Raw genomic sequence first — 14,116 nt, 5'->3', positions numbered from 1 at the left:
ACTCGCCGTACCCGATCGCACAACGTGGCTGGGCATGACACCTAGCTCGTGCGTCATCTGCGCGTTCGCGTTCACAGGATGTTCGAACACACTGGCGATTGAGTACGGGTCGAGGTAGAATCAGGCATGGCCGCAACCACTGCTACCCAGGACGCCGACCCGGCGCTTATGGTCGTGCGCGGCAAGCAGGACGCAGCCCGCCAGGCCGAGATCGCGACCCTGGTCGCCGTGCTCGACTGGGCCCTCGAGCACACCACCGACGACGACCCGGACGCCGTGACCTTCGGGGAGCGACCGTTGCCCCTGGGTGGTGTCGGGTGCCCGGTCATCGAGGAGTTCGCCGCCTACGACCTCGCCGCCGCGATGGGCATGAGCACCGATGCCGGGCTCGGCTACCTGGGCCGCGCCCTGGAGCTGCGCTACCGCCTCCCCCGACTCTGGGCAGCGGTCCTCGACGGACGGCTCCCGGTGTGGAAGGCCGGCCGGATCGCCGAGGCCACCATGCGGCTCCCCCTCGACGGCGCCGCCCACGTCGACGCCCGCCTCGCCCAAGCCGTGCGCACCGTCACCTTCGCCCAGCTCGACCGCCTCATCGACGAAGCCCTCGCCCGCTACGCACCCCAGGACCTCGCCCCCGCCGGAGACGAGCGACACGCCTGGATCGACCTCACCCAGCCGACCCTGGAAGGCCACGTCCACCTCGAGGGACTCCTCTCCGTCCCCGACGCCCTCGACCTCGAGGACGCCCTCCGCACCGGAGCCGCCAGGCTCGCCGACGCCGGCTGCCACGCGCCCCTCGACGTCCGACGCTCCCTCGCCCTCGGCGACCTCGCCCGCGGCGACCAACCCCTCGACCACCCCAACCAGACCAGCCAGACCGGCCGGGCGCTGGTGGTCCACCTGCACCAGGACTCACCCGACCTCGCCCGCTGCGAGACCACCCGCACCCCGGTCACCGTCGAGACCATCCAGAGCTGGTGCGCCGCGTCCACCAAGGTCGTCGTCAAGCCCGTCATCGACCTCAACGGCCACGTCCACGTCGAGGCCTACGAAGCCCCCGACCGGCTACGTGAACACATCGAGCTGCGTGACCTCACCTGCGTCTTCCCCCACTGCCGACGCCCCGCCACCCGCTGCGACCTCGACCACATCACCCCCCACGACCTCGGCGGCACCACCTCCAGCGACAACCTCGCACCCCTGTGCCGTAGGCACCACCGCGCCAAGACCCACGGACGATGGCGCTACACGATGACCGAGCCCGGCACGTTCGAGTGGACCGCACCCTCCGGCCTCACCTACCGACGCGACCACCACGGCACCACCCCACTCCACCCACCACCAGCCGAACCACCAGCCGAACCACCAGCCGAGCCAGCCGAACCCTGACCACCCCGCCCCGCCCCAGGCGGGGATGTCGGCACGTCTGGACGGGGTCGGACACGTAGCGCGCGTTGGTGCGAGGCAGCCGCGCCGTCGCGGGCGAGGCGCGGTCCTGCTCGGTGTCGGCGGTGGTGCCGCCGGTGCGCGGCCGTGCCGGTTGGACCCGACACCGACGGGGTACTCGTCGCGGTCAGTAGTCGAGGTCGGCGTCGTCCTCGTCGACGACGTGCATCGCGGCCTCCTCGGCCGAGGCGGCCGCGCCGTCGATGCCGACGTCGCGCCCGACGAGCTCGGAGTCGACGTCCTCACCGAGTCCCTGGTCGGGGGCGACCAGACGCCCGGCGCGGACCGAGCCGACCTCGCCGGCGTCGATCTCGGCCTGCTCGTCCGGCCCTTCGTCGAGGACGGCGTCCGGGTCGGCCGTCGGGTCCGGCTCCTCCTGGGCGAGGCGCTGGTCGAAGGTCTCACCGACGGCCTCCTCGTACGGCGTGTTGCCGAACCCCTGCGCGGCCGACCAGCTCTCGGGCGGCGAGTAGCCGCGGTCGAGCTCGTCGGCGACGTCGTTCGGGGCGCCGTCCGAGCCGAGAGTGTCCTCGCCGGGGAGCTGGTCCTCGTCGTCGGTGCTGTAGGTGCCGTACTCGTCGCCGCTGCTCGACTCGCTCATGCCTCCACCGTACGGTGAGGGATGGCTCGCGCGATCCACCACTGGGACCTCTGGGTCGACGACGCTGCGCTGGCGGCCGACGAGTGGGGGTGGTTGCTGGGGGAGGTGGGCTGGGAGATCGACCTCCCCGGCCAGTCGTGGGTGCACCCCGATGGCACCTACCTCTTCGTCGAGCGGTCACCCGACCAGGTCGACGAGCCCTACGACCGGCTCCGCCCCGGGGTCAACCACCTGGCCCTGACCGTCGACACCCGTGAGCTGCTCGACCGGGTCCGCGCGGAGTCCACGGCGCACGGCTGGCACGAGCTGTACGCCGCGCGCTACCCGCACGCCGGCGGCGACGACCACACGGCGCTCTACCTGGAGAACTCCGAGGGCTTCGAGGTCGAGGTCGTCCTCGAGCCCTGAGCTCGGCCCGGACGCACGAAGGGCACCCCGTGAACTCGGGGTGCCCTTCGGAGTGCCTACGACGGTGAGGTCAGGCGCGCGACTTGCGGCTGTTGAAGATGCTCCAGCCGCCGGGGCCGACCGCGAGGCCGACCACGATGCAGACGACGCCGAGCAGGATCTGACCCTGGATGAGCTGGACGACGCCGAAGACGACGAGGATGACAGCGAGAATCCACAAGAGGAAGCCCATGGTGTGCTCCTGACTACTAGCGGGCGCCCAGACATCGGGAGCCCATGACCCGGATCTCGGGCCTTTAGGAGCCTGCCGTGGCACGGGTCGGGGGGATTCACCCGCCGGGGTGCCTGCCCCTAGGGGTGAGAACCGTACGTCGTCGTGCGTTCGCGTACGGGTCGGTCGATGCCGGCGCCGATCTCGACGAGCTCGGCGACGGTCTTGGCCGAGCCGTGCTCGGAGCCGGCCATCCGCGAGATGGTCTCCTCCATGAGGGTGCCGCCGAGGTCGTTGGCGCCGCAGCGGAGCATCGCGCGGGTGCCGTCGACGCCGAGCTTGACCCAGCTGGTCTGGATGTTGGCGATCCGCCCGTGCAGCAGGATCCGGGCCAGGGCGTGGACGGCGAGGTTGTCGCGCATCGTCGGTCCGGGTCGGGCGACGCCGGCGAGGTAGATCGGCGCGGAGGTGTGCACGAACGGCAGCGGGACGAACTCGGTGAAGCCGGTGCGCCCGGCGGCGAGGGACTCGTCCTGGATCCGCGACAGCACGCGGAGGTGGCCGACCCAGTGCCGGGGGTTGTCGACGTGGCCGTACATCATCGTCGAGGTCGTGGGGATGCCGATGCGGTGCGCGGTGGAGACGATCTCGATCCAGGTGCGCGCGGGGAGCTTGCCCTTGGTCAGCACCCAGCGGACGTCGTCGTCGAGGATCTCCGCGGCGGTGCCGGGCAGCGAGCCGAGACCGGCCTCGCGGGCCTTGATGAGGAAGTCCTCGACCGAGAGCCCGGTGCGGGCGGTGCCGTTGACGATCTCCATCGGGCTGAAGGCGTGCACGTGCATGTCGGGGACCCGCTGCTTGACCGCCGAGACGAGGTCGAAGTACGCCGTCGCCGGGAGCTCGGGGTCGATGCCGCCCTGCATGCAGACCTCGGTCGCGCCGAGCTCCCAGGCCTCCTCGGCGCGGTCGGCGACCTCGTCGAGGGACAGCGAGAACGCGTCGGCGTCGGTGCGGCGCTGCGCGAAGGCGCAGAACCGGCAGCCGACGTAGCAGACGTTGGTGAAGTTGATGTTGCGGTTGACGACGTAGGTGACCTCGTCGCCGACGGCCTCGCGCCGCAGGTCGTCGGCGAGCCGGCAGACCTGGTCGAGCAGCGGGCCCTCGGCGGTCATCAGGGTCAGGGCGTGCTCGTCGGAGAGCCCGCCCGGGTCGGCCTCGGCCGCGGCGAGCGCCTCGCGGCCCTCGGCGTGCAGCACCGACGGCGCGCCGTCGATGAGCGAGGTGCCGGCGGCGGCGTCCTTGACCTGGTCCCAGTCGCCGTACACGTCCGCGAAGTCGGTACGCCGGTCCTCGGTGCGCCCCCCGCCAGGCCCCTCACGGTCGACGGCCTCGTGCAGGTCGGTGCGCCCGACGGAGGCGAAGCCGCCGTCGGGCTCCTGCCACGGCAACCCCGCCGGTCGGACGTCGGGGACGGCGAGACCGTCGTCGGTGGCCAGCGCCGCGACGTGCGCCGAGACCCGCGGGTCGAGCCACGGCTCGCCGGCGCGGACGTACTCGGGGTGGACGGTGAGCCGGGCCCGGAGGTCGAAGCCGCACTCGGCGGTGATCGAGCGGAGCCGCTCGATCGAGGGCCAGGGGCGCTCGGGGTTGACGTGGTCGGGGGTGAGCGGGGAGACACCGCCCCAGTCGTCGACGCCGGCGCCGAGGAGCGCGCGGCACTCGGAGAGGTCCACCAGGTTGGGCGGGGCCTGCACGCGGGCCTTCGGTCCCAGCACGAGACGGGTCACGGCGATGCTGGCGCGGTACTCGTCGAGGCCGAGGTCGTCGCTGTGGCGCATCGCGGTGTCGGGCTTGGCCCGGAAGTTCTGGACGATCACCTCCTGCACGGCGCCGAACTGGGTCGAGACCTTCCGCAGCGCGAAGATCGTCTCGGCGCGCTCGGCCAGCGTCTCGCCGATCCCGACGAGCAGACCGGTGGTGAAGGGGATCGAGAGGCGACCGGCGTCCTCCAGGACGCGGAGGCGGACGTCGGGGTCCTTGTCGGGGGAGCCGAAGTGGGCCTCGCCCCTGGTCTCGTACAGCCGCCGCGAGGTGGTCTCGAGCATCATCCCCATCGACGGGGAGACGGGCTTGAGCCGGTTCATCTCCTCCCACGACATGACACCGGGGTTGAGGTGGGGCAGCAGCCCGGTCTCCTCCAGCACCCGCACCGCCATCGCGCGGACGTAGGCCAGGGTGGAGTCGTAGCCCTGCTCGTCGAGCCACGCGCGGGCCTCGGGCCAGCGGTCCTCGGGACGGTCGCCGAGGGTGAAGAGCGCCTCGAGACACCCGAGCGCGGCACCCTGCGAGGCGATGTCGAGGATCTCGTCGGGGGACAGGAACATGGCGTGCCCCGCCCGCGCCAGCGCACCGGGGCTCTCCACGAACGTGCAGTAGTGACACCGGTCGCGGCACAGCTTGGTGACCGGGATGAACACCTTCGGGGAGTACGTCACGACCCCCCGACCGCCGGTGCTGCGGCCGGCGGCCACCAGGCCGACGTCGCGCACCGCGGCCGCGGCCGCGGTCAGCCGGTCGAGGTCGTCTCCGGTCGCGGCCAGCAGCACCGTGGCCTCGCCGACGTCGACGCGGGCGCCCCGCTCGACCCGGGCCAGCGCGCGGCGGACCTGCTGCGGCGTCGGACCGGTGGCGCTCGGCGCGCCGGCCGTCGTACGGGACTCAGTCACCCACGCCACGGTAGCCACGCGTGCGCAGGACCGGGCGGCCTGCCCACGCGACGGCACGTGATCCGGCTCACGCCCGCCCGGTCGAGCCGGTCGTCGCCGGCTCCTTGACGGGCTCCTGCGCGGGCTCGAGCGGGGCGTCCTCGGCGTCCAGCTTGCTGGGCCACCAGATCTTCCCGCCGAGGTCGAGGTTGAGCGCGGTGACCAGCACGGAGCGCACGATCATCGTGTCCAGCAGGACGCCGAGGGCGACCGCGATGCCGAGCTCGGCGAGGAAGACCACCGGGATCGTGCCGAGCACCAGGAACGTCGCCGCCAGCACCAGGCCGGCCGAGGTGATGACGCCGCCGGTCGACGCGAGGCCCACCAGGGTGCCGCGTCGCGTGCCCCGCGCGAGGGTCTCCTCGCGCACCCGCGTCATCAGGAAGATGTTGTAGTCGATCCCGAGCGCCACCAGGAACACGAACGCGAACAGCGGGAATCCCGGGTCGACGTTGGCGCCGTCGGGCCACTGGTCGAAGACGAGCGGGAGCACGTAGTCGAAGATCATCGCCGAGATGCCGAGTGCCGCGCCGAAGGACAGCACCACCGTGCCGATGAGCAGCACCGGGGCGAGGAGCGAGCGCAGGAGGCCGACGAGGATGAGGAACACCACGGCGAGCACGATCGGGATGATCACCTTGTTGTCGCGCTCGGAGGCCACCTTCGTGTCGAGGTAGAACGCCGACCCACCGCCCACCAGGGCGCCCGCGCCGTCGATCCCGTGGACGGCGTCGCGGGTGTCGGTCACCACCGTGAACGCCGCCGGCGAGGAGATGTCGTGCTCGATCGTGGCCTCGAGGTAGGAGCGCCCGCCGCCGATCTCGGTCGGCTCGGTGGCCTCGCCGAGGCCGTCGACGTCGCCCAGGGTGGTGGCGACGTCGTCCATCGCGTCGGTCGCCGCGACGACCTGCACGGTGTTGGAGGTGTCCTGGAGACCGTGCTCGACGAGCACGGCCTGGCCCTGGATGGAGTCGAGCTCCTTGGTGTAGGTGTCCTCGGTCGACAACCCGGAGGTGTCGAGCTTCAGCACGCCGAGGCAGGCGATGAGGAGCAGCCCGGCGGTGACCGCCCACACGGCGCGCGGGCGCGGGGCGATCCGGCCCCCGACGCGGGCCCAGAACCCGGTGGCGGTGGGCTCGGGCGAGTCGAACGCCGGGCGCTTGGGCCAGAAGAGCCAGCGACCGCAGATCACGAGCAGCGCGGGGAGCAGGGTGACCATCACCAGGAACGTCACCGCGACGCCGACGGCGAGCACGGGGCCGAGGCCGGCGGTGGAGTTGAGGTCGGCCACGACCAGGCAGAGCAGGCCGACCACGACGGTGGCGGCGCTCGCCAGGATCGCCGGAGCGGCCCGGTGCAGCGCGAAGGCCATCGCCTCGTGGCGGTCCTCGTGGCGGCGCAGCTCCTCGCGGTAGCGGGCGACGAGCAGCAGGGCGTAGTCGGTGCCGGCGCCGATGACCAGGATGCCGAGGATCGCCTGGCTCTGGCCGTTGACGGTGAGGTCGGCGTACTTGGCGAGCAGGTAGACCACGCCGCCGGAGATCGTGTAGGCCACCACGGCGCTGAAGATCGGCAGCATCCACAGCACCGGGCTGCGGTAGGTGAACAGCAGGATGACCACCACGACCCCGAGCGCCGTCAGCAGCAGGGCGCCGTCGATGCCCTCGAACGCCTCGGCGGCGTCGGCGGCCTGCCCGCCGTAGCCGGCGAGGTGCACCGAGCCGCCGTCGAGGGTCGCGATGTCGCGGACCTGCTCGGCGGCGTCGGGGACCTCGGTCCACCCGTCCGGACCGAAGTCCCAGACGAACGGGACGAACGCGGCCCGGCCGTCGGGGGAGACCACCACCGGCGGCTGCGACCCGGTGAGCAGGGTCTGCGACTCCTCGGTCACCCCGTCGACGCCGGCCAGCTCGGCGGCCTGGGCGGCGATCTCGGCCAGGTCGTCGGGGGTGAGCCCGGAGTCGCGCTCGTAGACCACCAGGGTCGGGATCTCGTTGGGATCGACGGTGCCGGAGAGCTCCTCGGCGACCTTGGTCGACTCGGCGGAGCCGGGCAGCCACGAGGCCGCCTCGTTGTTCTGGACCTCGGTCAGCTTGCTGCTGAACGCACCCATGCCGGCGGTGGCCACGATCACCACGGCCAGGACGACCCACTTGGACATTCGGCCGGTCAGCCGGCCCGCGATCTGACGATGCATGTTCAGGACTCTCTCAGGATCAGGCGGTGCCGGGCATCCGGATTTCCCCCTATGGACCCCTGGGGTGGTGACATTTCATCGGTCTTGTGTAGACGGACTTTTCGGACAGTGGCTGGAACGGCGACCACCGGCCTGCCAGAGTCGGCCCATGTACCCCGGAACCTGGGCCCGGACCAGCCCCGACAAGCCCGCTCTCGTGATGGCCGGCTCCGGCCGCACCCTCACCTACGCCGAGCTCGACGACCGCAGCCTGCGCCTCGCCAACCGCTTCCGGGCGGCCGGGCTGCGCCCCGGTGACGTCGTCGCCCTCCTCAGCGACAACACCCCCGAGACCTACGAGGTCTACTGGGCGGTCCTGCGCTCCGGCCTCTACGTCACCGCGGTCAACCACAACCTGAGCCCCGACGAGGCGTCCTACATCGTGCGCGACTGCGACGCGAAGGCGCTGGTCGTCTCCGCGGCGAAGGCCGACCTCGTCGCCCGCCTCGACGTCGACGTCGCGGAGCGCCTCGCCTACGGCGGCCCGGTCGAGGGGTACGGCGACTACGAGGCCGCCCTCGCGGACGCCGGCGACGACCCGCTCCCCGAGCAGCCGCACGGCGACGACCTGCTCTACTCCTCCGGCACCACCGGGCGTCCCAAGGGCATCAAGCTGCCGCTGCCCGACTACGCCGTCGACGAGCCCGGCTACAAGTACGTCGCGATCTTCGGTGGGCTCTACCGCTTCGACGAGTCGACGGTGTACCTGTCCCCGGCACCGGTCTACCACGCCGCCCCCCTGCGGTTCGGCGGCGTCGTCCACGCCCTCGGCGGCACGCTGGTGATGATGGAGAAGTTCGACGCCGAGGGGTTCCTCGCCGCCGTCCAGGAGCACCGGGTGACGCACACCCAGATGGTGCCGACCATGTTCGTGCGGCTGCTGAAGCTGCCCGACGACGTGCGCGGCTCCTACGACGTCTCGTCGCTGCGGTGCGTGGTGCACGCGGCCGCGCCCTGCCCGGTCGAGGTCAAGCACCGGATGATCGAGTGGCTCGGTCCGATCGTGAACGAGTACTACGCCTCCACCGAGGCCAACGGCGGCACCATGATCGACAGCGAGCAGTGGCTGGCGCACCCGGGCTCGGTCGGCGTGCCGCTCATCGGCATCCCCCGCGTCTGCGGCGAGGACGGCGCGGAGCTGCCCGCGAGTCAGGTCGGCACGCTCTACTTCGAGCGCGAGGAGTTCGAGGGCGCGCCGTTCGAGTACCACAAGGACCCCGAGCGGACGGCGTCGACCCAGCACCCGCAGCACCCGAACTGGACCACCGTCGGCGACCTCGGCTACCTCGACGACGACGGCTTCCTCTACCTCACCGACCGCAAGGCGTTCATGATCATCAGCGGCGGGGTGAACATCTACCCGCAGGAGATCGAGGACCTCTTCAGCCTGCACCCCGCGGTCACCGACATCGGCGTCTTCGGCGTGCCCGACGAGGAGATGGGGGAGCGGGTGGTGGCGTTCGTGCAGCCCGCCGTGCCGGGCACGCCCGAGCTCGCGGCCGAGCTGACGGCCTACGCCCGGGAGCGGATGGCGCACTTCAAGGTGCCGCGCGAGATCCACTTCCGCGCCGAGCTGCCCCGCACGCCCACCGGCAAGATGGTCAAGGGGAGGCTCAAGGACGAGTACGCCGCGGGCACCGGCCGGTAGCCGTTCGGCCGGTGGGCGTCAGGCCGGCTTGACCGCCTGCAGGGTGTAGGTGAACGGCACCCGCCAGGGCCGGTCGCGCAACCGGAGCTCGCCGTCGTCGGCGGTCGGCTCAGTGTAGCCCGGCAGGGCGTCCCACGGCGCGCTGTCGTGCTCCTCGAAGGACGTCACGACCAGGCCCGCGTCGAGCACCGCGGTCAGGGTCTGGCCGAGGCCGTGGTTCCACTCGTGGGTCAGGGTGTGCTCGAACGTCGCGTCGGTCTCGACGTAGGTGCCCGGCTCGTCCCAGACCGTCGCCTCCGCGCGCTCGACGTAGGGGTGCTCGACGGTGACGAGGCCGTCGGGTCGCGGGTCGCCGAGCGCCCAGAGCATCGGGTGGCCCTCGCGGATGAAGAGCCGGCCGCCGGGCCTCAGCAGCCGGGCGACGACGTCGGCCCAGCGACGCACCGACGGGATCCAGCACAGCGCCCCGATCCCGGTGAACACCAGGTCGAAGCCGCCCTCGGGCAGGACGTCGGCGGCGGCGTACACGTCGGACTCGACGAAGTCGACGTCCGCACCGGTCTCGGCGGCGAGCGTGCGCGCCTGCTCGAGGGCCGCCCCGCTGAAGTCGAGGCCCGTCATCCGGGCGCCGAGGCGGGCCAGCGAGATCGTGTCCGTGCCGAGGTGGCACTGCAGGTGGACGCCGCGCAGCCCGTCGACGCTGCCCAGCCGCGGCAGGTCGAAGCGGACGACGTCGGAGAGGTGGGCCGGGTCGTCGCGGAAGCGCTGGAGCGCGTAGTCGGGTGAGGCCGCGTGCGCCGGCACGCGCTCGTCCCAGCTCGCCCGGTTGACGCGGCGGTAGTCCTCGCTCACCGGATCAGCCGTACAGCCGGTCGAGGACGTCGGCGTACTTGGTGTTGACGACGCGCCGCTTGAGCTTGAGGGTCGGGGTGAGCTCCTCGGACTCGGCGGTCCACTCGGCCGGCAGCAGCTCGAACGCCTTGACCTGCTCGGGGCGGGAGAGCCGCTCGTTGGCGGCGTCGACGGCGGCCTGCGCCAGCGCGCGGACCTGCGGGTGCTGGGCGAGCTCGGCGAGGTCGGTGACCTCGATTCCCATCGACGCGGCGACGAGGGGCGCGATCTCGCCGTCGAGGGTGAGCACCGCGACGACGTAGGGACGGCCGTCGCCGACGGCCATCGCGTGGCCGATGATCGGGGACTCCTTGAGGAGGTTCTCGATGTTGGAGGGGGCGATGTTCTTGCCCGAGGAGGTGATGATCAGCTCCTTCTTGCGGTCGACGATCGCCACGAACCCGTCGTCGTCGATGGTGCCGATGTCGCCGGTGTGCACCCACCCGTCGGCGTCGATGAGCGCCCTGGTCTGCTCGGCGTCCTCGTGGTAGCCGGACGTCGTCACCGGGCCGCGCACCAGCACCTCGCCGTCGTCGGCGATCCGCACCTCCATGCCGGGCGTCGCGCGGCCGACCGTGCCGAGCTTGAACCCGGCGGGACCGTTGGCGGTGACCGCGCCGCAGGTCTCGGTCATCCCGTAGACGTCGTAGACCTTGAGGCCCAGGCCGGCCATGAACCTGGCGACCTCGAGCGGCATCGGCGCGGCGGCGGAGGCCGCCCACTGCACCTGGTCGAGGCCGAGCACCAGGCGCAGGAAGCCGAGGATCGCGGCGTCCGCGTCGGCGTGGGCCTGCTCGATCTCGGGCGTCATCGTGCCGCCGACCTGCTGGGCCTCGACCCAGGCGAGCCCGGCCGCCATCGACTGCTCGACCATCGCCCGACCCGCCGGGTCGGGGTCGGCGGCGAGCTTGGCCGAGATGCCGGTCTTGATCTTCTCCCACACCCGGGGGACGCCGAAGAACGACGTGGGGTGGACCTCCCCGAGCGCCGCGAGCAGCTCGGCGGGGTCGCCGATGGCGTGGGTGTGGCTGCCCAGGAACTGCGGGATGTAGATCCCCAGCGTGCGCTCGGCGATGTGCGCCAGCGGCAGGTAGCTCACCGAGCGCTGCGGTCCCTCGAGCCGGGCGTCCTCGAGCGTGCTGACCGCCTCGTACATGACGTTGCGGTGCGACAGCACGACGCCCTTCGGGTTCCCGGTGGTGCCGGAGGTGTAGAGGATGGTCGCGGGGGCGTCGGGCGAGAGCTCGGCGGTGCGGGCCGCGACGGCGTCCGGGTGCTCGGCGCGGTGGGCACGGCCCCGCTCGACGAGGTCGTCCCACGTGAGGTGCCGCGCGCCGGGCGCCTCGCTGCGCGCGGTCGGGTCGAGCAGGACGACGGTCAGCGCGTCGCCGGCCTCGTCGACGGCCCGCTGCCAGCGGGACAGGTGGTCGGCGTTCTCGAGGATCGCGACGGCTGGCCTCGACTGCGCGGCGATGAACGCGACCTGCTCGACCGACAGCGTGTTGTAGATCGACATCGGCGTCGCCGCCGCGTGCACGACGCCGATGTCGGCGACGACGTGCTCGATCCGGTTGGTCGCCATGATCGCGACCCGGGCGCCGGTCGCGACGCCCAACGAGATCAGCCCGGCCGCGACGTCGAGGCCGAGCTCGCGGGTCTGCTGCCAGGTGAGGGTCCGCCAGCCGCCGTCGCCGGCGTCCTCGGGCACGTGGTGCCGGTCCGAGAACGCCGGCGCGTCGGCGTGCTCGGCCACGGTGGCCGCGAGCACGTCGGCGAGCGTGCGCTCGCCGACCGCCTCCTCGATCCGGGCACGGGTGGTCAGGACGGCGGGGTCGGCGCTCATGGGCGCCAGTGTGACGGGCACCACGCGTCGCGGACAAGCGCGCCCGGTCCGGCCCGTGGTCCGGCCCGTGGTCCGCTCAGATGCCGAGCATCCGCCCGATGATCTCCTTCTGGATCTCGGTCGTGCCGCCGTAGATCGTCTGGATCCGGGAGTCGGTGTAGGCCTTCGAGATCGGGTACTCGGTCATGTAGCCGTAGCCGCCGTGCAGCTGGACGCCCTGGTCGGCGAACTTCTTCTGCAGCTCGGTCGTCCACCACTTGGCCATCGAGGCGAGCGCGGTGTCGACCTCGCCGGCGTTCAGCTTGAGGATGCAGTCGTTGACGAAGAGCCGGGCGATGTAGACCTCGGTGGCCATCTCGGCCAGCATGAACCGGTTGTGCTGGAACTTGCCGATCGGCTTGCCGAAGGCCTCGCGCTCCTTGGCGTAGCGCAGGCAGAGCTCCATGATGTGCTCCATCGCGGCGACGGCGATGGCGGCGATGGAGATCCGCTCCTGGGGCAGGTTGAGCATCAGGTTCACGAAGCCGCTGCCCTCCTCGCCGAGCAGGTTCTCCTTGGGCACCACGACGTTGTCGAAGAACAGCTCGGCGGTGTCCTGGGCCTTGAGCCCCATCTTGTCGAGGTTGCGGCCGCGCTCGAAGCCCTCCATGCCGCGCTCGACGACGAGCAGGCTGATGCCCTGGTGGCCGGCGTCCGGGTTGGTCCGGCACACCACGACGACCAGGTCGCTCATGATGCCGTTGGAGATGAAGGTCTTGGAACCGTTGAGGACGTAGTGGTCGCCCTTGTCGACCGCGCTGGTGCGCACGCCCTGCAGGTCGGAGCCGGCGCCCGGCTCGGTCATCGCGATGGCCGAGATGAGCTCGCCGCCGACCAGCCCGGGCAGCCAGCGCTGCTTCTGCTCGTCGGTGCCGAGCTGGCTGATGTAGGGGACGATGATGTCGGTGTGCACGGGGAAGCCGAGCCCGCTGGCGCCGACCTTGCTGATCTCCTCGGCCACGACGGCGTTGTAGCGGAAGTCGCGGATCCCGGCGCCGCCGTACTGCTCGTCGACGTCGAAGCAGAGCAGGCCCATCTCGCCGGCCCTCGCCCAGACCTCGCGGCTGACCTGGCCGTCCTTCTCCCACTGGTCGTGGTGCGGCACGACCTCCTTCTCGAGGAACGAGCGCACGGTGGCCCGGAAGTCCTCGTGCTCCTGCTCGTAGATCGACGGGGTCTCGGGCATGCGGTGCTCCTCGGGTCGGTGCTCGCCAGTATTGGTGTGACAGTAATACTGTCATCCTCATGGCGACACCCACCACCGATCTCGCGGACGAGCTGCTCACCATCGACGAGCTCGCCGCCGCGGTCGGGACGACGGTGCGCACGACGCGGTACTACGCCAGCCTCGGCCTGGTGCCGGCGCCGCTCCGACGGGGGCGGATCGCCTACTACGGCCCGGTGCACCGGGGGCGGCTCGAGCTGGCCCGGGCCCTGCAGGACCACGGCTTCACGCTGCAGGCCGTCGAGCGGGTGCTCGCGGCGATCCCGGCCGAGGCGGGCGTCGAGGACCTCGCCCTCCAGCGGGCGATGCTCACGTCGTGGACGCCCGAGCCCGCCGCCGTCCTGACCCGCGCGGAGCTCGAGGCGCGGGCCGGTCGGGTGCTGAGCGACGCCGACGTCCGGCGGCTCGTGACGGTCGGCGCGGTCGAGCCGGACCCCGCGAGCGGCGGCTACCGGGCCCAGCCGCACCTCGCGGTCGGCGTCCAGGTGCTCGACGTCGACGTGCCCGACGAGAGCCTCGGCCTCGCCGACGCCGCGATCCGCCGGCACATGGACGCGCTCGCCGACGAGCTGACGACCATCCTGCACACCCAGGTGCTCGAGCCCTACCGCCGCAGTGCGACGTCCCCGGACGACGCCGTGCGGCTGGAGCGCACCGTCGCCCAGCTGCGCCGGCTCACGCTCGAGGCCGTCGTCTCCGGCTTCCAGCGGGCCGCGAACGCCGTCATCCAGCGCTCCCTCGACCGCCCCTGATCGCCGAGTCGGCGTTCGCGCTCAACGCGAACGCCGACTCGGCGCGGAATG

Annotated in this window: 11 protein-coding genes; 4 read left to right on the top strand and 7 right to left on the bottom strand. The window is 72.0% G+C overall.

The features are described from left to right. The first annotated feature begins 126 nt into the window (after window positions 1-126). Entirely contained in the window at window positions 127-1,389 is a 1,263-nt protein-coding gene (locus tag E4623_RS23090; RefSeq protein ID WP_134764719.1) for an HNH endonuclease signature motif containing protein, read from the top strand. Between the two features lie 184 nt (window positions 1,390-1,573). Here the strand turns inward: E4623_RS23090 and E4623_RS01325 are convergent, their stop codons facing one another. Next, complete coding sequence (locus E4623_RS01325) at window positions 1,574-2,047, bottom strand: DUF5709 domain-containing protein (protein ID WP_134764718.1); 474 nt, start codon at window positions 2,045-2,047, stop codon at window positions 1,574-1,576. 21 nt (window positions 2,048-2,068) lie between these two features. Here E4623_RS01325 and E4623_RS01320 point away from each other — a divergent pair, with 21 nt between their 5' ends. After that, a complete protein-coding gene (locus E4623_RS01320; protein ID WP_134764717.1) occupies window positions 2,069-2,455 on the top strand; it encodes a VOC family protein in 387 nt (128 codons plus the stop codon). 70 nt (window positions 2,456-2,525) lie between these two features. Here E4623_RS01320 and E4623_RS22420 read toward each other — a convergent pair whose 3' ends face one another. The 3 genes from E4623_RS22420 to E4623_RS01310 form a co-directional block, all read right to left on the bottom strand. Then, entirely contained in the window at window positions 2,526-2,687 is a 162-nt protein-coding gene (locus E4623_RS22420) for a GPGG-motif small membrane protein (protein ID WP_167736421.1), read from the bottom strand. Window positions 2,688-2,806: 119 nt separating this feature from the next. Continuing rightward, the gene (locus E4623_RS01315; RefSeq protein WP_209020440.1) at window positions 2,807-5,392 is read right to left on the bottom strand and encodes a bifunctional FO biosynthesis protein CofGH; all 2,586 of its coding nucleotides are present in this window, start codon (window positions 5,390-5,392) and stop codon (window positions 2,807-2,809) included. 67 nt (window positions 5,393-5,459) lie between these two features. Beyond that, window positions 5,460-7,628, bottom strand: coding sequence for an MMPL family transporter (locus E4623_RS01310; protein ID WP_134764715.1), 2,169 nt, complete (start codon window positions 7,626-7,628; stop codon window positions 5,460-5,462). Between the two features lie 148 nt (window positions 7,629-7,776). On the opposite strand from E4623_RS01310, the gene E4623_RS01305 reads away from it, so the two are divergent. Then, window positions 7,777-9,315, top strand: a complete 1,539-nt coding sequence (locus E4623_RS01305) for an acyl-CoA synthetase (protein ID WP_134764714.1) — start codon at window positions 7,777-7,779, stop codon at window positions 9,313-9,315. 18 nt (window positions 9,316-9,333) lie between these two features. Here E4623_RS01305 and E4623_RS01300 read toward each other — a convergent pair whose 3' ends face one another. The 3 genes from E4623_RS01300 to E4623_RS01290 all read right to left on the bottom strand — a co-directional run bounded on the left by E4623_RS01300 (window position 9,334) and on the right by E4623_RS01290 (window position 13,274). Next, the gene (locus E4623_RS01300) at window positions 9,334-10,167 is read right to left on the bottom strand and encodes a class I SAM-dependent methyltransferase (RefSeq protein WP_134764713.1); all 834 of its coding nucleotides are present in this window, start codon (window positions 10,165-10,167) and stop codon (window positions 9,334-9,336) included. A 4-nt stretch (window positions 10,168-10,171) separates the two neighbouring features. Beyond that, window positions 10,172-12,049: an AMP-dependent synthetase/ligase gene (locus E4623_RS01295; RefSeq protein WP_134764712.1), complete on the bottom strand. Its 1,878-nt coding sequence runs from the start codon at window positions 12,047-12,049 to the stop codon at window positions 10,172-10,174. A 76-nt stretch (window positions 12,050-12,125) separates the two neighbouring features. After that, complete coding sequence (locus E4623_RS01290; protein ID WP_134764711.1) at window positions 12,126-13,274, bottom strand: acyl-CoA dehydrogenase family protein; 1,149 nt, start codon at window positions 13,272-13,274, stop codon at window positions 12,126-12,128. Between the two features lie 59 nt (window positions 13,275-13,333). Here E4623_RS01290 and E4623_RS22885 point away from each other — a divergent pair, with 59 nt between their 5' ends. Continuing rightward, a complete protein-coding gene (locus E4623_RS22885; RefSeq protein WP_209020439.1) occupies window positions 13,334-14,065 on the top strand; it encodes a MerR family transcriptional regulator in 732 nt (243 codons plus the stop codon). Window positions 14,066-14,116: the final 51 nt, after the last annotated feature.

It is taken from the genome of Nocardioides sp. 1609 (assembly GCF_004522105.1).
Lineage (GTDB): Bacteria > Actinomycetota > Actinomycetes > Propionibacteriales > Nocardioidaceae > Nocardioides.
The sequence above is the reverse complement of the archived record's forward strand: the minus strand, read 5'-3'. Positions and strand labels throughout refer to the sequence as shown.